Below are 19,139 nucleotides of genomic sequence, written 5' to 3' on the forward strand. Positions count from 1 at the left end.
TAGCCGGAAGGATGCGGCAATGCCAGCGCCGCGCGGAAAATTGCGTCCGGGCGTGATTGCGGCTTGGCAAGAACGAGAATAGTGGCTAAAAATAGTGCAAAAACATGACCTGCTTGAAAGATAAGCAATTGGCGATCCCCCAACTTTCCGCACCGCTGGCGATCGGTTCGCAGACCCTGCGCAACCGTGTGGTGCTGGCGCCGATGTCCGGTGTCACGGACCTGCCGTTCCGCGATCTCGCCTGGCGTTTTGGCGCGGGGCTGGTGGTTACGGAGATGGTGGCGAGCCGCGAGCTGGCGCTGAACGCGCGGGAAAGCTGGTCGCGCATCCGCAATTGCGGCATCCGCCCGCATATGGTGCAGCTCGCCGGGCGCGAGGCGCACTGGATGGCGGAGGCGGCGCGCATCGCGGAAGGCGAGGGTGCCGACATTATCGACATCAATATGGGCTGCCCGGCCAAGAAGGTGATCGGCGGCTATTCCGGATCCGCGCTGATGCGCGATCCCGACCATGCGCTCGGCCTGATCGAGGCGACTGTCGACGCCGTGAAGGTGCCGGTCACGGTGAAGATGCGGCTCGGCTGGGACCATGATTCGCTGAACGCCCCGCATATCGCGGCCCGCGCCCAGGCGGCGGGCGCGGCGATGATCACCGTGCACGGGCGCACGCGCATGCAGTTCTATGAGGGCAGGGCCGACTGGGATGCGATCCGCGCCGTGCGCGATGTCCTCTCCATTCCGCTCATTGCCAATGGCGATGTCGATACGGCCGAGGACGCGCTGGAAATCCTCCGCCGCTCCGGGGCGGATGCTGTGATGGTCGGCCGCTCCGCGCAGGGCCGGCCCTGGCATCCGGCGGTGCTGGCGGGGGCATGCGGGCACCCCTCCGCGGAGGAGGTTTCGACGCTCGCGGTCGAGCACTACCGCATGATGCTCGATTTCTACGGCATCGAGGCGGGCCTGCGTCATGCGCGAAAACATGTCGGCTGGTATCTGGAGCGTTTCGCACCCGGTCTGCCCGGCGCGGCGAAGGCCGAGATCATGACGGCGCGCGACAGCGATCTCGTCGCCGGACGGCTGGCCGAGGCCCTGCTTTCGGCCGGGACAGCGAAGCTCGGAGAGGCCGCATGACCGGCAAGCCGGCAGATCCCAATGCGGCACGCGCGCCCGAGCTTGCGCTCGCCGTGCTCAACGCCATCCAGAACCCGGTGATCCTCGTCGATGCAGGCGGGCTGATCGCCTTCGCCAATTGGGAGGCCGAATCCTTCTTCGGGGCGAGCGCGAGCCATCTCGCGCGCCACGACATCTCGGCCTTCATTCCCTTCGGCAGTCCGCTCCTGACGCTGATCGACCAGGTGCGCGAGCGCAAGGCGCCGGTCAGCGAATACCGGGTAGACCTCAGCTCCCCGCGTCTTGGCGCGGAAAAGCTCGTCGATATCTATGTGGCGCCGGTCACCACCGATCCGGGCTCCGTGGTCGTGGTGATCCAGGAGCGTTCGATGGCGGACAAGATCGACCGTCAGCTCACCCACCGCGCCGCCGCCCGCTCCGTGACGGGCCTTGCCTCGATGCTGGCGCATGAAATCAAGAATCCGCTCTCGGGCATCCGCGGCGCGGCGCAGCTTCTGGAAACCTCCGTCATCGACGAGGACCGGGCGCTGACGCGGCTCATCTGCGACGAGACCGACCGCATCGTCTCGCTGGTCGACCGCATGGAGGTCTTCTCCGACGAGCGCCCGGTCGATCGCGTGCCCGTCAACATCCATTCCGTGCTCGACCATGTGAAAGCCGTCGCGAAAGCCGGCTTTGCGCGCAATATCAAGATCAGCGAGCTCTACGACCCCTCGCTGCCGCCGGTCTATGCCAATCGCGACCAGCTCGTGCAGGTGTTCCTCAACCTCATCAAGAACGCCTCGGAAGCCATAGGCGACCGGCCGGACGGAGAGATACTGCTCACCACCGCCTACCGGCCGGGCATCCGGCTCTCCGTCGCTGGTACGCGGGAGAAGATTTCGCTGCCGCTGGAGTTCTGCGTGCACGACAACGGGCCGGGCGTGCCGGCCGACCTGCTGCCGCATCTCTTCGATCCCTTCATCACCACCAAGACCAACGGCTCCGGCCTCGGCCTCGCCTTGGTCGCCAAGATCATCGGCGGCCATGGCGGCATCGTCGAATGCGACAGCCAGGGCGCCCGAACCACTTTCCGCGTGCTGATGCCGGCCTCCCGCGGCGTCAGTGAAGACGACGACTATCCCAAGACCAAAGGACATGATTGATGACAGGCGCCACAGTCCTCGTTGCCGATGACGATGCCGCGATCCGCACCGTGCTCAACCAGGCCTTGAGCCGCGCGGGTTATGACGTGAGGATCACCTCCAATGCAGCGACCCTGTGGCGCTGGATCGCCGCCGGCGAGGGCGACATCGTCGTGACCGACGTCGTCATGCCGGACGAGAACGCCTTCGACCTGCTGCCGCGCATCAAGAAGGCGCGGCCCGACTTGCCGGTGCTCGTCATGAGCGCGCAGAACACCTTCATGACGGCGATCAAGGCCTCGGAAAAGGGCGCCTACGACTACCTGCCGAAACCCTTCGACCTCACCGAACTGATCGCCATCATCGGCCGGGCGCTCTCCGAACCGAAGCGCAAGCCGGCCCGCCTCGACGACGACGCGCAGGACGGCATGCCGCTCGTCGGCCGCTCGGCGGCCATGCAGGAGATCTACCGCGTGCTCGCCCGCCTGATGCAGACGGACCTGACGCTGATGATCACCGGCGAATCGGGTACCGGCAAGGAACTTGTCGCCCGCGCGTTGCACGACTACGGCAAGCGCCGGAACGGCCCCTTCGTCGCCATCAATATGGCGGCGATCCCGCGCGACCTCATCGAATCGGAGCTCTTCGGCCACGAGAAGGGCGCCTTCACCGGCGCGCAGACCCGCTCCACCGGCCGTTTCGAGCAGGCCGAGGGCGGCACGCTCTTCCTCGACGAGATCGGCGACATGCCGATGGACGCGCAGACCCGGCTTCTGCGCGTTCTCCAGCAGGGCGAATACACCACCGTCGGCGGCCGCACGCCGATCCGCACCGATGTCCGCATCGTCGCCGCGACCAACAAGGACCTGAAGCAGTCGATCAACCAGGGCCTTTTCCGCGAAGACCTCTATTACCGCCTCAACGTCGTGCCGCTGCGCCTGCCGCCGCTGCGCGACCGGGCGGAGGACATTCCCGATCTCGTGCGCCATTTCGTGCAGCAGGCGGAGAAGGAGGGGCTGGATGCCAAGCGCTTCGACCAGGAGGCGCTGGAGCTGATGAAGGCGCATCCATGGCCAGGCAACGTGCGCGAACTGGAAAACGTCGTGCGCCGGCTGACCGCGCTCTATCCGCAGGACATCATCACCCGCGAGATCATCGAGGCAGAGCTGCGCGCCGACATTCCCGACAGCCCCATCGAAAAGGCGGTGCCGCGCAGCGGATCGCTGTCGATCTCGCAGGCCGTGGAAGAGAACATGCGGCAGTATTTCGCAAGTTTCGGCGACAGCCTGCCGCCATCGGGCCTCTATGAGCGCGTGCTGGCCGAGATGGAGTATCCGCTGATTCTTGCCGCGCTCACCGCCACCCGTGGCAACCAGATCAAGGCTGCCGACCTCCTCGGCCTCAACCGCAACACGCTGCGCAAGAAAATTCGCGAACTGGGTGTATCTGTGTATAGAAGTTCCCGTTCCGCTTGACTTGCCGCCAAGGGGCGTTGCATTTTGGCCACAATCTGTTGCTTGAGGGTAACAGAGGGGTTTGCGGCCGAATAGGCCCGCATGCCCGGCCGTCGGAACCGTGGGCGCGTGGCACCCGGTTCTACGCGGCCGGCGCCATCCCGGAAAACAAGATAGAACGCCGGTGCGCCAAAAGTGCACGGCCGGGGAGCGATGCGGCAGATGACGGAAGGCGTGAGCCTGCTTTCGGAAGGACAGGAAAACGGGGCGGTCGCCGACCGGCGCGCCTCCTTCGCCTTGCCGGGGCTTCTCCTGGCCGGCGGCGCGCTCGTCGCCGCGACGATCTCGCTGTTCATCCTGCTCGGCCTGACGCCGATCAAGCCGGAAGCCAACGTCGTCATCGCCTCGGCGTCGGTCAACGCGCTCTTCGTCGTCGGCCTGATGTTCCTGATCGGCCGCGAGATCCTGCGGCTGCTGCGCGCCCGCAGCCGCGGCCGTGCCGCCGCGCGGCTTCACGTGCGCATCGTCGCGCTGTTCTCGATCGTGGCGATCACGCCCGCCGTGCTCGTCGCCATCTTCGCGTCCATCACGCTCGATGTCGGCCTCGACCGGTGGTTTTCCATCCGCACCCAGTCGATCGTCAGCTCGTCGCTGAACGTGGCGCAGGCCTATGTGCTGGAAAATGCCAGCTATCTGCAAGGCCAGACGGTCTCCATGGCCAACGACCTCGACCGCAACCGCCAGCTCTACAGCCTCGACCGCACCGGCTTCATCGAGCTGATGACGCGGCAGGCGCGCGGGCGCGGGATGCTCGGCGCCTTCCTGATGCGCGCCGACGGATCGACTATCCTGCAGGCCAATATCCAGACCGAAAATCCCTTGCCGCCGATCCCCGAGGACGCGCTGAGAGCCTCCGCCGCAGGCCAGCCGACGCTCATCCCGCCGGGCGCGACGAACCTCGTCGGCGCGATCATCAAGCTGGAAAACATACCGGACGCCTTCCTCTACACGATCCGCACGGTCGATCCCGAGGTGATGCGCTCGATGCGGCTGATGGAGGAGAACACCGCCGAATACCGCGCACTCGAGGCCGGGCGCACGACGCTGCAGATCGCCTTCGGTGTGCTCTATATCGGCTTCGCGCTGATCGTGCTTCTCGCCGCCATCTGGACCGCCATCGCGGTGGCCGACCGTATCGTGCGGCCGATCCGCCAGTTGATCGGCGCGGCCGACAGCGTCGCCTCCGGCAATCTCGACGTCAGCGTGCCGGTGCGCGTCGCCGATGGCGACGTCGGTAATCTCTCGCGCACCTTCAACAAGATGATCGCCGAGATTCGTGCGCAGCAGGACCAGATCCTCGACGCGAAGGACGAGGTCGACCATCGCCGGCGCTTCATCGAGGCGGTGCTGTCGGGCGTGACGGCCGCCGTCATCGGCGTCGAGGGCGATGGCCGCGTGACCATCGCCAATCTTTCCGCGGAAATCCTGCTCGGCCGGCAGGTGAACGACCTGATCGGCCAGCCGCTTGCCGAGGTGGCGCCGGAGATCGCCGCCGTGCTGGCGGAAGGATCGCACCGCCACCGCAACGATTACCGCCGGCAGGTCAACATCATGCACGGCGGCAAGGAGCGGACGCTGAACGTGCAGGTGACGCGCGAAGAGGCCAAGGACGCGCAGGAATCCTACGTCGTCACCATCGACGACATCACGGACCTCGTCATCGCTCAGCGCTCGACCGCCTGGGCGGACGTGGCGCGCCGCATCGCCCACGAGATCAAGAACCCGCTGACGCCTATCCAGCTTTCCGCCGAACGCATCCGCCGCCGCTACGGCAAGCAGATCGACCAGGAGGACCGCGCGGTCTTCGACCAGTGTACGGACACCATCGTGCGTCAGGTCGAGGACATCGGCCGCATGGTGGACGAATTCTCCGCCTTCGCGCGCATGCCGAAGCCGACCAAGGAACGCTCGGACCTGCGCGGCATCCTCAAGGATGCGGTGTTCCTGCGCGAGATGGGCAACAACCACGTCGCCTTCCACAAGGACCTCGGCGAGGTCCCGCTGACCGGATTGTTCGATGCGCGCATGCTCGGCCAGGCCTTCGGCAATCTCATCAAGAATGCGGTGGAGGCCATCGAGGCGCTGCCGCCGGATGCCTCGCGCGACGAGCGCAAGATCCTCGTGCGTGCCCGGCCGGACGATGCGGGTCGCCGCTTCGTCGTCGATGTCGTCGACAACGGGAAGGGCCTGCCGACCGAGAACCGGCACCGTATTCTCGAACCCTATATGACGATGCGTGAGAAGGGCACGGGGCTCGGCCTCGCAATCGTCAAGAAGATCATCGAAGACCATGGTGGGCAGCTCGAGCTGCACGATGCGCCTGCGGACTTCGACCACGGCCATGGGGCGATGATCCGCGTGATCCTGCCCTACGAGGAAACGGTGGCCGCCGATGCGGATAATAAGAGCAAGGAAATGAGCCATGGCGTCTGATATTCTCGTAGTGGACGACGAAGAGGACATCCGCGAGATCGTCTCCGGCATTCTTTCGGACGAGGGGCACGAGACGCGCACTGCCTTCGACAGCGACAGCGCGCTTGCCGCCATCAGCGACCGCGTGCCGCGCCTCGTCTTCCTCGATATCTGGATGCAGGGCAGCAAGCTCGACGGCCTCGCGCTGCTCGACGAGATCAAGAGCCGCTACCCGGACCTGCCGGTCGTGATGATCTCCGGCCACGGCAATATCGAGACGGCCGTCTCGGCAATCCGCCGCGGCGCCTACGATTTCATCGAGAAGCCCTTCAAGGCTGACCGGCTGATCCTGATCGCCGAGCGGGCGCTGGAGAATTCCAAGCTGCGCCGCGAGGTGACGGAGCTGAAGAAGCGCTCCGGCGATCCGGCCGAGCTGATCGGCACCTCCGTCGCCGTCTCGCAGCTTCGCCAGAATATCGAGAAGGTTTCCCCGACCAATAGCCGCATCATGATCCTCGGCCCCTCAGGCTCCGGCAAGGAGCTGGTGGCGCGGATGATCCACCGCAAGTCGAGCCGCGCGAACGGCCCGTTCGTCGTGCTGAACGCGGCGGCCATCACGCCGGAGCGCATGGAGATCGCGCTGTTCGGCACGGAGGGCACGCCCGGCCAGCCGCGCCGCACCGGCGCGCTGGAGGAGGCCCATGGCGGCATCCTCTATCTCGACGAGATCGGCGAGATGCCGCGCGAGACGCAGAACAAGATCCTGCGCGTGCTCGTCGACCAGCAGTTCGAGCGCGTCGGCGGCTCCAAGCGGGTGAAGGTCGATGTGCGCATCATCTCCTCCACCGCCTACAATCTCGAAAGCCTGATCGCCGAGGGCGGCTTCCGGGAAGACCTCTACCATCGCCTCGCGGTGGTGCCGGTGCGCGTGCCGCCGCTTGCCGAGCGGCGTGAGGACATTCCCTTCCTCGTCGACATGTTCATGCGCCAGGTCAGCGAGCAGGCCGGCATCCGGGCACGCAAGATCGGCGACGATGCGCTCGCCGTGCTCCAGGCGCACGACTGGCCGGGCAATATCCGCCAGCTCCGCAACAATATCGAGCGGCTGATGATCCTCGCCCGCAGCGATGGTCCCGATACGCCGATCACCGCCGACATGCTGCCGACGGAAGTGGGCGACATGCTGCCGAAGATCTCGACCCAGGGCGACCAGCACATCATGACGCTGCCGCTGCGCGAGGCGCGCGAAATGTTCGAGCGGGACTATCTCATCGCCCAGATCAACCGTTTCGGCGGCAACATCTCCCGCACGGCCGAATTCGTCGGCATGGAACGCTCCGCGCTCCATCGCAAACTGAAGTCGCTTGGCGTATAAGGCCCTCGGGGATTTGAGGGATTCGACGTCATGAAGGTCATCATCTGCGGCGCCGGACGCGTCGGCTACGGTATCGCAGAACGGTTGTCCGAAGAGGGTAACGACGTCTCGGTGATCGACAATCAGCCCTCGCTGATAGCGGCCATCACCGAGACGCTCGACGTCAGCGGCGTCGTCGGCCACGGCGCGCATCCCGAGGTGCTGGCGAAGGCCGGCGCCGACCAGGCGGACATGATCATCGCCGTGACGCTGTTCGACGAGATCAACATGGTCGCCTGCCAGGTGGCGCATTCGCTCTTCAACGTGCCGACCAAGATTGCCCGCATTCGCTCGCAGAACTATCTGGCGCCGGAATATTCCGATCTCTTCTCGCGCGAGAACATGCCCATCGACGTCACCATCTCGCCCGAGGTGGAGGTGGGCAAGATGGTGCTGCGGCGCATCTCCTTCCCCGGTGCGACGGATGTCGTGCGCTTCGCCGACGACCGCATCGTCATGGTGGCCATCGAGTGCATGGAGGATTGTCCGGTCGTCGAGACGCCGCTGAAACAGCTCAGCGAGCTTTTCCCGGACCTCAACGCCACCGTCACCGGCATCTATTCCAACGGCAGGCTCTTCGTTCCCAATTCCTCCGACCAGCTCCATTCCGGCGATCTCGCCTATGTGGTCTGCGACAAGGGGCATGTGCGGCGCACGCTCGCGCTCTTCGGCCACGAGGAGCAGGAGGCCGCCCGCATCGTCATCGCCGGCGGCGGTAATATCGGCTATTTCGTCGCCAAGGCCATCGAGGATTACCAGCCGAAGACGCGGCTCAAGATCATCGAGAGCGACCGCGAGCGCGCCGTCGCGGTCGCCGACAAGCTGCGCAATGCCGTCGTGCTGCACGGCTCGGCGCTCGACCAGCGGATGCTGCTGCAAGCCGATATCCAGGATGCGGACCTGATCGTCGCGCTCACCAACAACGACCAGATCAACATTCTCGGCAGCGTCATGGCCAAGCGTCTCGGCTGCAAGCAGAACCTAGTCCTGATCAACGATCCTGCCTATGAGGATTTCACCAAGACCCTCGGCATCGACGCGCATATCAATCCGCGCGCCGTCACGATCTCCGGCATCCTGCAACATGTCCGCAAGGGCCGCATCCGCGCGGTCTATGCCGTTCAGAAGGGCTCGGCCGAGGTGATCGAGGCCGAGGCGCTGGAAACCTCGCCGCTGGTCGGCCGCCCGCTGCGCGAGATCGAGCTGCCGCCGGGCATCCGCATTGGTGCGGTCTATCGCGACCAGACGGTGATCCGCCCGGATGGTAACACCAAGATCAAAGCGAAGGACCGGGTCGTGCTCTTCGCCGCGGCGGCGGCCGTGCGCCATGTCGAGCAGCTCTTTCGCGTCAGCATCCAGTATTTCTAGGATTTCCCATGCCCCGTTTCGCCTATGTCAACGGCCGCTACGTTCGCCATGCCGATGCCGCCGTGCATATCGACGACCGCGGCTTCCTCTTCGCCGATGCCGTCTACGAGGTCTGCCAGATACGGCATGGCTTCATCGTGGACCTGACGCGCCATCTCGACCGGCTCGACCGCTCGCTGGGTGAAATCCGCATCCGCCCGCCGATGCCACGCGCCGCGCTGGTCGGAATCATGAAGGAAGTGCTTCGCCGCAACCGCGTGACCGACGGCATGGTCTATCTCCAGGTGACGCGCGGCACGGCCCGCCGTGACCATGTCTTCCCGTCGCCGGAGGTGCGGGCCTCGCTCGTCGTCACCGCGAAAGCCCTGAGCGCAGCGGCAGGTGCCGAGAAATATGCGGCCGGCATCAAGGCGGTGACCGTTCCGGACAATCGCTGGGAGCGGGTGGACATCAAGACGGTCGGCCTCTTGCCGAACGTACTTGCCCGCCAGCAGGCGAAGGAGGCGGGCGCGCAGGAAGCGATCTTCGTCGATGCCGAGGGCAATGTGACGGAGGGTGGTGCGACGAACCTGTGGATCGTCGACAAGGCGGGCCGGCTCGTGACGCGCCCGGCCGACCGCGCGATCCTGCGCGGCATCACCCGCACGACGCTGATGGACGTTGCCGCAAAACTCGGCATTGCGGTGGAGGAGCGGCGCTTTTCCGTCGCGGAAATGCTGGAAGCGCGGGAAGTCTTCGTCACCGGCGCGACGACGATCTGCCTGCCGGTCGTCGCCATCGACGGCCACGCCATCGCCAACGGCCATCCCGGCCTGACCGCGCAGAAACTTCGGGACGCTTTTTTCGCCGTTGCGGAGAAGACCGCGATTTGATACCAAACCCGACGGTCCGGGAGTTTCTTCCGGGCCTGGGGACATTTATTTTCAGTCAATCCGGTCTTGAGGGCCGGCAATCAGAAAGAAGCGGCGCCATGGCGGAACGTTCTCAGAACCTTCAGGATCTTTTCCTTAACACCGTTCGCAAGCAAAAAATTTCCCTGACGATCTTCCTCATCAACGGGGTCAAGCTGACCGGGGTTGTCACCTCCTTCGACAACTTCTGTGTGCTGCTTCGTCGCGACGGCCACTCGCAGCTCGTCTACAAGCACGCGATCTCCACCATCATGCCCGGCCAGCCGCTGCAGATGTTCGAGACCGAGGAAAGCGGCTCCTGACAGGACCCAAGAACATTAGCAAATCCGATACAAGCAAGGACTCCATCGTCCCGGAAGCCGAAAAGCACCGGGACGACATGCGTGCCGTCGTCATCGTGCCGGTGCTGAAGGCCGCGCGCGCCAAGCCTGACCCGGCAGCCCCCGCGCCGCGATCCGACGAGGCGCGTCTGGAAGAGGCGATTGGCCTTGCCCGCGCCATCGACCTCACCGTCGCCTTCTCGGCCATCGTGCCCGTCAGCCAGCCGAAGCCCGGCACGCTGCTCGGCAGCGGCAAGATAGAGGAGATCAAGGCGGCGCTCGACGAGCACGATGCCGGCCTCGTCATCGTCGACCATCCCCTGACGCCCGTGCAGCAGCGCAATCTCGAGAAGGAATGGAACGCCAAGGTCATCGACCGAACCGGCCTCATTCTCGAAATCTTCGGCCGCCGGGCCTCCACCAAGGAAGGCACGCTTCAGGTCGAGCTCGCCCATCTCAACTACCAGCGCGGTCGTCTCGTGCGGAGCTGGACCCACCTCGAGCGCCAGCGCGGCGGCGCGGGCTTCATGGGCGGCCCGGGCGAAACGCAGATCGAGGCCGACCGCCGCCTCTTGCAGGACAAGATCGTCAAGCTGGAGCGCGAGCTGGAGCAGGTGCGCCGCACCCGCCAGCTTCACCGCTCCAAGCGCAAGAAGGTGCCGCATCCCATCGTCGCGCTCGTCGGCTATACCAATGCCGGCAAGTCGACGCTGTTCAACCGCATCACCGGGGCAGGGGTGCTGGCCGAGGACATGCTCTTCGCCACGCTCGACCCGACCTTGCGCCGCATGAAGCTGCCGCAGGGCCGCACCGTCATCCTCTCCGATACGGTGGGCTTCATCTCCGACCTGCCGACCCACCTCGTCGCCGCCTTCCGCGCGACGCTGGAAGAGGTGCTGGAGGCGGACCTGATCCTGCATGTGCGCGACATGTCCGACCCGGACAACGGCGCGCAGTCGTCCGACGTGCTGCGCATTCTCGCCGATCTCGGCATCGACGAGAAGGACGGCGCAGAACGCATCCTCGAAGTCTGGAACAAGATCGACCGGCTGGAGCCGGAGGCGCGCGAGGCGCTGGTGCAGAAGGCGGAAAGCCAGCCCAACGTCATCGCCGTTTCGGCGATTTCCGGCGAGGGTGTCGACAGGCTGCTGGCCGAGATCAACCAGCGCCTTTCCGGCGTACTGGTCGATCGGGACGTCGTGGTGCCCGTGATGCAGTTGCAGCTTCTGCCGTGGATCTACGATCATTCCATCGTCGATGCCCGCGAGGACCTTGAGGACGGCAATGTGCGGCTGGAACTGCGGCTGACGGAAACGGAAGCCGCGGAGCTCGACCGCCGGCTCGGTATCGGCGGCAAGCCGGTGCGGGAAGATTGGGAGCGCTGACGCCGGCGCGTCCGGTCGTGAAATAGCCCCTCATCCCGCTGCCGCGACCTTCTCCCCGAAAGCGGGGAGAAGGGAGATGTGGAGAGGTCCCGTTCTCTTGCTGGCGCTGGTAGTTCGGGAAACCGGACCGGCATAGGCCTTCGCCCCGCTTGCGGGGAGAAGGTGCCGGCAGGCAGATGAGGGGCGGCCCCGGCCTATTTCGCCAATTGTCGCTCGATCCCCTTCGCCGCCTGCCACAACTCTTCCATCCGCTCCAGCGTCGCCTTTTCGAGGCTTTCGCCATTGGCCGCAAGGCTGTCCTCGATATGCGAGAACCGGTTGCGGAACTTGGTGTTGGTGCCACGCAGCGCCATTTCCGGGTCGGCGCCGACATGGCGGCCGATATTGACCAGCGCGAAGATCAGGTCGCCGAGCTCGTCGGCAACGGCTTTCTTGTCGTCGTCGCGAAGGGCCTCGCGCAATTCGCCGATCTCCTCCTCGATCTTGTCGAGGATCGGTGCGGGCTCCGACCAGTCGAAGCCGACCTTCGCCGCGCGCTCCTGGAGCTTCAGCGCCTCGACGAGCGCCGGGAACGAGCGCTGCACCGAGCCGAGATGGCCGCGCAACGGATCCTCCGGCAGGCCACGCTTGGCGCGGCGCTCCTTGCGCTCGCGTTTCTCCGCCTGCTTGATCTCGTCCCATTGCAGCTTCACCGCCTCGGGCGTGTCGGCATCCGAGCGGGCGAAGACATGCGGATGGCGGCGGATCATCTTGCGGGTCACGGCCTCGACCACGCTGCCGAAATCGAATTCGCCGCGCTCCTCGGCCATGCGCCCATGGAAGACGACCTGGAGCAGAAGGTCGCCCAGCTCCTCGCAGAGGTCGTCCATGTCGTTCCGCTCGATGGCGTCGGCGACCTCGTAGGCTTCCTCGATCGTGTAGGGCTTGATCGTCTCGAAGGTCTGGACGACGTCCCAGGGGCAGCCGGTCTCGGGCTGGCGCAGGGCGGCCATGATTTCGATCAGACGGTCGATGTCGCGGCTCGGCTGCATGGCGACCCTCAGTTCAGCGGAATGGTGTTGCCGGCCTTGCCGGACTGGTAGCACTCGGAAAGCGCGTCATAGGCGGCGCGGATCTCGGCGTCCTGCCTCTTGAGATCGACTTTCGCCGCTTCGTCAGAGGTGGCGATGAGGTCGGCGATGGCGGCTGAATGCCAGAAGGCGTTGGTCTTCGCATAGCCGCCGGCATCGAGCCGGAAGACCTCCTTGAGGATGCGCAGGTCATGCGGGATCGCGAAGCTGTCGCGCGAATCCTCATGGCTGAAGAAATAGTAGAAATTGTCGAAGCCGGCCCAGGTGATGGCCGAAAGGCACATGGAGCAGGGCTCGTGCGTCGAGAGGAAGACGTAGTCCTTCGTGTCCGGCTTTTCGACGCGCTCGTAAAGGCGCTTCAGCGTGTGCACTTCGCCATGCCAGAGCGGATTTTCCGTCTCGTTGTTCGTTTCGGCGATGACCAGCGAGAGATCGGATTTTCGCAGGACCGCCGCGCCGAACACCTTGTTGCCGGCGCGAACGCCCTGACGCGTCAGCGGCAGGATGTCGAATTCGATGACGTCGAGGAGGCGCTTTACGAGCGTAGCCTGGTCCATGATGGGAATCCCGATTGGCTTTCCCGGCATCCTTAGCGGTCGCGAGCGCGGACAGGCAAGGGCGGCCGGTGACTTATGCTCAAAATGCGGGGCCTGTGAGTAAAACAATACGCCCCTCCAAGGCCATTGGAATTTCTGTTTCTTTTGTTGCTGGCCGATTTTCGCGATATTGCGCACACTTCAACCGGACCCGACCATGACCGAAGCACAGGCCAAGCTCTCGACATTCCCGGCGTTCTTCCGCGTCAGCGGCAGGACGGTCGTCGTCGTGGGCGAGGGCGACGAGGCTTTCGCCAAGACCCGCCTGCTTTTCAATACGGATGCCCGGATCGTCGTTCTGGCCGAGGCGCCGGAGGCCGATTTCGCCCGCTTCATCGCCGAGAAGGGCCTCGATCTCGTCCGTGCTCCCTTCTCGAAGGACGCCATCGCGGATGCGACGCTCGTCTTCGCCGCGACCGGCGATGCGGGTGCTGACCGCGCCATCGCCACAGCCGCCCGCGAACTGCACATCCCGGTCAATGCCGTGGACCAGCCCGACTATTGCGATTTCTTCACGCCGGCGCTCGTCAACCGCGCGCCTGTCGCCGTCGCCATCGGCACGGAGGGCGCTGGTCCCGTCCTCGCGCAGATGATCCGCGCGCAGGTCGACCAGCTTCTTTCGCCCTCGCTCGGCCGCCTTGCCAGCCTTGCCGACAGCTACCGCGAAGCCGTCGACCGCGTGCTGCCGCGTGGCGTCACCCGCCGCGTCTTCTGGCGCCGCTTCTTCCAGGGCGCCGTCGCCGATGCCGTCGACAATGGCGATATCGAGCTCGCCCGCCGCTCCGCAAACGCGCTGCTGAATTCGCAGGACAGGGCCGCCGGCCATGTCTGGCTCGTCGGCGCCGGTCCGGGCGCGGAAGACCTGCTGACGCTGCGCGCCCAGCGCGTGATGATGAATGCCGATGTCATCGTCTTCGATGCGCTCGTGCCGCAGGCCATCGTCGACATGGGTCGGCGCGATGCCGAGCGCCTGTCGGTCGGCAAGCGCAAGGGCTGCCATTCCAAGTCGCAGGAAGAGATCAACGACCTCCTGGTCGAGCTCGGCAAGGCAGGCAAGCGCGTCGTGCGCCTGAAGTCCGGCGATCCACTGGTCTATGGCCGTGCCGGCGAGGAAATGGCCGCGCTCCGCCAGGCCGGCGTCACTTACGAGGTCGTGCCGGGCATCACCTCGGCCTTCGCGGCCGCCGCCGATTTCGAGCTGCCGCTGACGCTGCGCGGCGTTGCCTCCTCGCTCGTCTTCACCACCGGTCACGATCTGATGGGCGCCGTGCTGCCGGACTGGGCGCGGCTTGCCATTTCCGGCGCCACCGTCGCCGTCTATATGGGCCGCACGGTCGCCGCTTCCGTCGCTGCGCGGCTGATGGATGCCGGCCTTCCGGCCGACACGACCGTCGCCGTCGTGGAGAATGCCAGCCGCCGCGAGAAGCGGCTGCTGCACGGCACGCTCAAGGACCTTCCGGGCCTCGAGCATCGCGACGAGCTTTCCGGCCCGGTCATGGTGATCATCGGCGAAGCCGTCGCCGGCGCCAATTTCGAACATTCCGAACCGCTCGCCGCCCGCGATCCGGTTCGCGCCACAGCAGCACTGGGAGCATGACATGGCCGACAAGGTTCTGACAGCCAATCGCCTTTCCGACGGCATCTCCGTCTGGCTCGACGCCGCCGGCACCTGGAACGAACAGCTCCAGGCCGCCTTCGTCGCGCGCCACAAGGAGGCCGTCGAGGCGCTGGAAGCCACCGGCAAGCAGGCCTTCGCCGACAACAAGGTGGTCGACGTGAACGTGGTCGACGTCGAGGAGGTCGACGGCGTGCTGCGCCCGCTGCGCATGCGCGAGCGCATCCGCGCGCAGGGCCCGACCATCGCCTATGCCGCCGGCTATGTCGGCCTCGCCGCCACGGCCGCCTGAGGATATTGCATGTACCGTTACGACGAATTCGATCACGCCTTTGTCTCCGGCCGCGTGGAACAGTTCCGCGACCAGGTCGCGCGCCGCCTTTCCGGCGAGCTGGCCGAGGATGCGTTCAAGCCGCTGCGCCTGATGAACGGCGTCTATCTCCAGCTTCACGCCTATATGCTGCGCGTCGCCATTCCCTACGGCACGCTGAATTCGCGCCAGATGCGCATGCTGGCCCATATCGCCCGCAAATATGACCGCGGCTACGGCCATTTCACCACGCGCCAGAACATCCAGTACAACTGGCCGAAGCTTTCCGAGCTGCCCGATGCGCTGGCCGAGCTCGCGACGGTCGAGATGCACGCGCTGCAGACCTCCGGCAACTGCATCCGCAACGTCACGGCCGATCATTTCGCGGGCGCCGCGGCCGACGAGGTCGCCGATCCGCGGCCCTATGCGGAGATCCTGCGCCAGTGGTCCTCCGTCCATCCGGAATTCTCCTTCCTGCCACGCAAGTTCAAGATCGCCGTCACCGGCGCCGAGCGCGACCGCGCGGCCATCCAGGTGCATGATATCGGCCTGCATCTGAAGAAGAACGAGAAGGGCGAGATCGGCTTTGCCGTCTATGTCGGCGGCGGGCAGGGCCGCACGCCGCTGGTCGCCAAGAAGATCCGCGACTTCCTGCCGGAAGAGGACCTTCTGTCCTACACGACCGCGATCATGCGCGTTTACAACCTCCACGGTCGCCGCGACAACAAGTACAAGGCGCGCATCAAGATCCTCGTGCACGAGACCGGCGCGGAAGAACTGGCGCGGCAGGTGGAAGTCGAGTTCGCCGAGCTCAAGGACACCGAGCTGAAGTTGCCCGAGCAGGACGTCGCCGCCATTTCCGCCTATTTCGCGCCGCCGGAGCTTGCGCCCCGCGCCGAAGGCTGGGCAAGCCTTGCCCAGTGGAAGAAGGCCGACCCGGATTTCGCCCGCTGGGTGCATCAGAACGTGCAGCCGCACAAGCATCCCGACTACGGCATGGTGACGATCTCGCTGAAGCCCATCGGCGGCATTCCGGGCGATGCGACCGATGCGCAGATGGAGGCCGTCGCCGACATCGCCGCGGAATATGCCTTCGACGAGATCCGCGTCAGCCACGAGCAGAACCTCATCCTGCCGCATGTCGCGCTGGCCGATCTCGAAGCCGTCTACCGCGGCCTCGTCGCGGCCGGTCTCGCAACGGCCAATGCGGGCCTCATCACCGATATCATCGCCTGTCCGGGGCTGGACTACTGCGCGCTGGCCAATGCCCGCTCGATCCCGGTCGCGCAGGAGATTTCCACCCGCTTCGGCGCGCCGGAACGGCAGGCCGAGATCGGCGAGCTGAAGATCAAGATCTCCGGCTGCATCAATGCCTGCGGCCATCACCATGTCGGCCATATCGGCCTTCTGGGCGTGGAAAAGAAGGGCGAGGAGCTCTACCAGATCACGCTCGGCGGCTCGGGCGACGAGAACACGTCGATCGGCGAGATCATCGGCCGCGGCTTCGAGCCGGAGAAGGTGACGGATGCCATCGAGGTGATCGTCGATACCTATCTCGGCCTTCGCCTCGATCCGTCTGAAATCTTCCTCGACGCCTATCGCCGTGTTGGGCCGCAGCCTTTCAAGGATGCGCTCTACGGCGGCAAGACGGCCGAAGCGGCCTGAGGAGGACGGTCATGACGAAAATCTGGAACGAAGCCGGTTTCCTGGCGGACGATCCTTGGGTCGTCGAAACGGAGGAGACCAAGGCCGGTTCGAATGAGAAGGCGATCCTCGGCCTCGACGCCTTCCTCGCGAAGGTCGCGGAGAGCGACGAGAAGGACCTCGGCGTGCTGATCAATCCGGCCGACGACGTGCGCAGGCTGGAAGGGCATCAGGGCCGGCTGGCGCTGGTCGCGGTCGCGTTCCCGGCCTTCAGCGACGGGCGCGCCTTCAGCCACGCCTCGCTGCTGCGCTCGCGGCTCGGCTTCACGGGCGAGGTGAGGGCGGTCGGCGACGTGCTGATCGACCAGATCCCGCTGATGCTTCGCTGCGGCATCGACAGCTTTGCCGTCAGCAATGCGACGGCGCTGAAGCGGCTTGCGGAAAACCGCCTGCCAGGCATCGACAACCATTACCAGCCGGCCGCGCGCCCTTCGCAGGACGTCGGTTCCTACAGCTGGCGCCGCCGGGCCTGACATCGGGGCCGGCGAATGGCCGCAATCGTGGTATAGTCTTGAGCAAGATCAAGGACAACGGCCGCGCGCCGCGCGAAAAGAGGCAGGCGGCAAACTATTGCGCGGCCAATCGGCGCATTGGAACGGAATACCTTCCTTTGCCGCTCAAGATGTAATATCTGCCTATCGTCAATTTTTTCCGACGCAAGCCAGGATCGATCCCGAAATGAACGCACCTGCCAAGACCGAAGATTTCGTGCCCGCCATTCCCGCCGGCGTATTCGCCGAGACGGTGACGAGCGTGCAGCACTATACGGATCGCCTGTTCCGCTTCCGCATGACGCGCCCGGAAAGCTTCCGCTTCCGCTCCGGCGAATTCGCGATGATCGGCCTGATGGTCGGCGACAAGCCGGTCTACCGCGCCTATTCCATCGCAAGCCCCGCCTGGGACGAGGAGCTGGAATTCTTCTCGATCAAGGTGCCGGACGGCCCGCTGACCTCGCATCTCCAGCAGATCAAGCCCGGCGACACCGTGTTGATGCGCAAGAAGCCGACCGGCACGCTCGTCCTCGATGCGCTGACGCCCGGCAAGCGGCTCTACATGTTCTCCACCGGCACCGGCATCGCGCCCTTCGCGAGCCTTATCCGCGATCCGGAAACCTACGAGAAGTTCGACGAGGTCATCCTCACGCATACCTGCCGTGAAGTCGCTGAGCTCAAATACGGCTTCGACCTCGTCGAGGAAATCCGCAACCACGAATTCCTCGCCGAAGTCGTCGGCGACAAGCTGCGCCACTATGCGACGGTGACGCGCGAGGATTATCCGTTCCAGGGCCGCATCACGGACCTCATTTCCAACGGCAAGATGTTCGCCGATCTCGGCGTGCCGCGTTTCGATCCGGCGATCGACCGCGGCATGATCTGCGGCTCCGCCGCGATGCTGAAGGAAACCAAGTCGCTGCTGGAGCAGGCCGGCCTTACCGAGGGCGCCAACAGCAAGCCCGCCGAATTCGTGATCGAGCGCGCCTTCGTCGACTGAGCGAAGGGCTGGTTCTTCGGAAAGGGCGCCTTCGGGCGCCTTTTTTGTGAACGCTTTTCCGTCAGTCGGACAGGTGATCCAGCAAGTCCGTCATAGCGGACGCCGCGGCCGGGCCGTCGCCGTTGCGGATGGCGCGGATGACCTTGACGTGCAGGTCTACCGAGCGGTCCATGTGCCGATGATCGGCGCGGGCGAACCACAGGCGGCGCGAATGGGTCTGGAGCGAGGCGAGGGCGGAGGTCAGGAAGCGGTTGGGGCAGGCCGCCTCCATGATCTCGTCGAACGCCTTGTCGGCCGCCAGGAAGCCTTCCATGTCGGAGCGGATGGAGCAGGCGGTCATCTCCTGCGCGCAGGCGACGAGTTGCTCGCGGTGCTCTTCGCCGGCATGGCGTGCGACGAGGTCGGCGGCAAGGGGTTCCAGCTGCCGGCGCGTCGTCATCACTTCCTCATGATCCTCGGGGCGGATCGCGGTGATCTGCAGGCCGGCGCGGGGGCGCACGGCGATCAGCCCCTGCCATTCCAGCTTCTGGATCGCCTCGCGCACCGGCGTGCGGCCATGACCGGCAAGCTCGATGAGCTCTCTTTCCGTGACGAGCGAGCCGGGCTTCAGCTTGAGCGTGACGATGAGCCCTTCGAGGGCGAGATAGGCGAGGTGGGCCTGCGATGCCGCGGTTTCCGTCATTCCGTTGTCCCGGTTGATATATCACATGGTGGCATGTCGCAAAATGAATGGCAAGGCGACTGATATATCACGAGCGTTGCGGCGATGGGTTGG

Annotated in this window: 17 protein-coding genes; 14 read left to right on the forward strand and 3 right to left on the reverse strand. The window is 65.4% G+C overall.

Features of this window, described 5'->3' with window-relative positions; all coding sequences use genetic code 11:
• Positions 1–104: 104 nt before the first annotated feature.
• The 9 genes from dusB (at position 105) to hflX (ending at position 11,578) form a co-directional block, all read left to right on the forward strand.
• The gene (gene dusB / locus ACZ48C_RS07635) at positions 105–1,130 is read left to right on the forward strand and encodes a tRNA dihydrouridine synthase DusB (RefSeq protein WP_464782636.1); all 1,026 of its coding nucleotides are present in this window, start codon (positions 105–107) and stop codon (positions 1,128–1,130) included.
• Positions 1,127–2,275, forward strand: coding sequence for a two-component system sensor histidine kinase NtrB (locus ACZ48C_RS07640; protein WP_464782637.1), 1,149 nt, complete (start codon positions 1,127–1,129; stop codon positions 2,273–2,275). Before dusB ends, ACZ48C_RS07640 begins: the two co-directional genes overlap by 4 nt.
• Positions 2,275–3,729 (forward strand): nitrogen regulation protein NR(I), encoded by a 1,455-nt coding sequence (gene ntrC / locus ACZ48C_RS07645; protein WP_119256296.1) that lies wholly within the window; start codon positions 2,275–2,277, stop codon positions 3,727–3,729. The genes ACZ48C_RS07640 and ntrC overlap by 1 nt, the downstream gene beginning before the upstream one ends.
• A 201-nt stretch (positions 3,730–3,930) precedes the next feature.
• Positions 3,931–6,201, forward strand: a complete 2,271-nt coding sequence (locus ACZ48C_RS07650; RefSeq protein ID WP_464782638.1) for a sensor histidine kinase NtrY-like — start codon at positions 3,931–3,933, stop codon at positions 6,199–6,201.
• Positions 6,191–7,555, forward strand: coding sequence for a nitrogen assimilation response regulator NtrX (gene ntrX, locus ACZ48C_RS07655; RefSeq protein ID WP_464782639.1), 1,365 nt, complete (start codon positions 6,191–6,193; stop codon positions 7,553–7,555). The genes ACZ48C_RS07650 and ntrX overlap by 11 nt, the downstream gene beginning before the upstream one ends.
• A 30-nt stretch (positions 7,556–7,585) precedes the next feature.
• Positions 7,586–8,962, forward strand: a complete 1,377-nt coding sequence (gene trkA / locus ACZ48C_RS07660) for a Trk system potassium transporter TrkA (protein WP_119256298.1) — start codon at positions 7,586–7,588, stop codon at positions 8,960–8,962.
• A gap of 8 nt (positions 8,963–8,970) precedes the next feature.
• Positions 8,971–9,834: a D-amino-acid transaminase gene (locus tag ACZ48C_RS07665; RefSeq protein WP_464782640.1), complete on the forward strand. Its 864-nt coding sequence runs from the start codon at positions 8,971–8,973 to the stop codon at positions 9,832–9,834.
• Positions 9,835–9,932: 98 nt separating this feature from the next.
• A complete protein-coding gene (hfq, locus tag ACZ48C_RS07670) occupies positions 9,933–10,175 on the forward strand; it encodes an RNA chaperone Hfq (RefSeq protein ID WP_023514954.1) in 243 nt (80 codons plus the stop codon).
• A gap of 77 nt (positions 10,176–10,252) precedes the next feature.
• Positions 10,253–11,578, forward strand: a complete 1,326-nt coding sequence (gene hflX, locus ACZ48C_RS07675; protein ID WP_318912001.1) for a GTPase HflX — start codon at positions 10,253–10,255, stop codon at positions 11,576–11,578.
• 194 nt (positions 11,579–11,772) lie between these two features.
• Here the strand turns inward: hflX and mazG are convergent, their stop codons facing one another.
• Together mazG and ACZ48C_RS07685 are read right to left on the reverse strand one after the other, a co-directional pair.
• Positions 11,773–12,609, reverse strand: coding sequence for a nucleoside triphosphate pyrophosphohydrolase (mazG, locus tag ACZ48C_RS07680; RefSeq protein ID WP_464782641.1), 837 nt, complete (start codon positions 12,607–12,609; stop codon positions 11,773–11,775).
• 8 nt (positions 12,610–12,617) lie between these two features.
• Complete coding sequence (locus ACZ48C_RS07685) at positions 12,618–13,205, reverse strand: deaminase (protein ID WP_464782642.1); 588 nt, start codon at positions 13,203–13,205, stop codon at positions 12,618–12,620.
• A gap of 196 nt (positions 13,206–13,401) precedes the next feature.
• Between ACZ48C_RS07685 and cysG the strand changes: the two genes are divergently transcribed.
• The 5 genes from cysG (at position 13,402) to ACZ48C_RS07710 (ending at position 18,364) form a co-directional block, all read left to right on the forward strand.
• Positions 13,402–14,841 carry a siroheme synthase CysG gene (gene cysG / locus ACZ48C_RS07690; RefSeq protein WP_464782643.1) on the forward strand — a complete coding sequence of 480 codons (1,440 nt, stop codon included), beginning with the start codon at positions 13,402–13,404 and terminating at the stop codon, positions 14,839–14,841.
• Position 14,842: 1 nt separating this feature from the next.
• Complete coding sequence (locus tag ACZ48C_RS07695) at positions 14,843–15,151, forward strand: DUF2849 domain-containing protein (RefSeq protein ID WP_454635403.1); 309 nt, start codon at positions 14,843–14,845, stop codon at positions 15,149–15,151.
• Between the two features lie 9 nt (positions 15,152–15,160).
• Positions 15,161–16,834 carry a nitrite/sulfite reductase gene (locus ACZ48C_RS07700; protein WP_464782644.1) on the forward strand — a complete coding sequence of 558 codons (1,674 nt, stop codon included), beginning with the start codon at positions 15,161–15,163 and terminating at the stop codon, positions 16,832–16,834.
• Between the two features lie 11 nt (positions 16,835–16,845).
• Positions 16,846–17,346: a DUF934 domain-containing protein gene (locus tag ACZ48C_RS07705; protein ID WP_464782645.1), complete on the forward strand. Its 501-nt coding sequence runs from the start codon at positions 16,846–16,848 to the stop codon at positions 17,344–17,346.
• 205 nt (positions 17,347–17,551) lie between these two features.
• Positions 17,552–18,364, forward strand: a complete 813-nt coding sequence (locus tag ACZ48C_RS07710) for a ferredoxin--NADP reductase (RefSeq protein ID WP_464782646.1) — start codon at positions 17,552–17,554, stop codon at positions 18,362–18,364.
• Positions 18,365–18,425: 61 nt separating this feature from the next.
• Here the strand turns inward: ACZ48C_RS07710 and ACZ48C_RS07715 are convergent, their stop codons facing one another.
• On the reverse strand, positions 18,426–19,046 hold the full coding sequence (locus tag ACZ48C_RS07715) for a GntR family transcriptional regulator (protein ID WP_119256308.1): 621 nt from the start codon (positions 19,044–19,046) through the stop codon (positions 18,426–18,428).
• Positions 19,047–19,139 lie beyond the last annotated feature (93 nt).

The organism is Shinella sp. 1A1, from assembly GCF_055379515.1.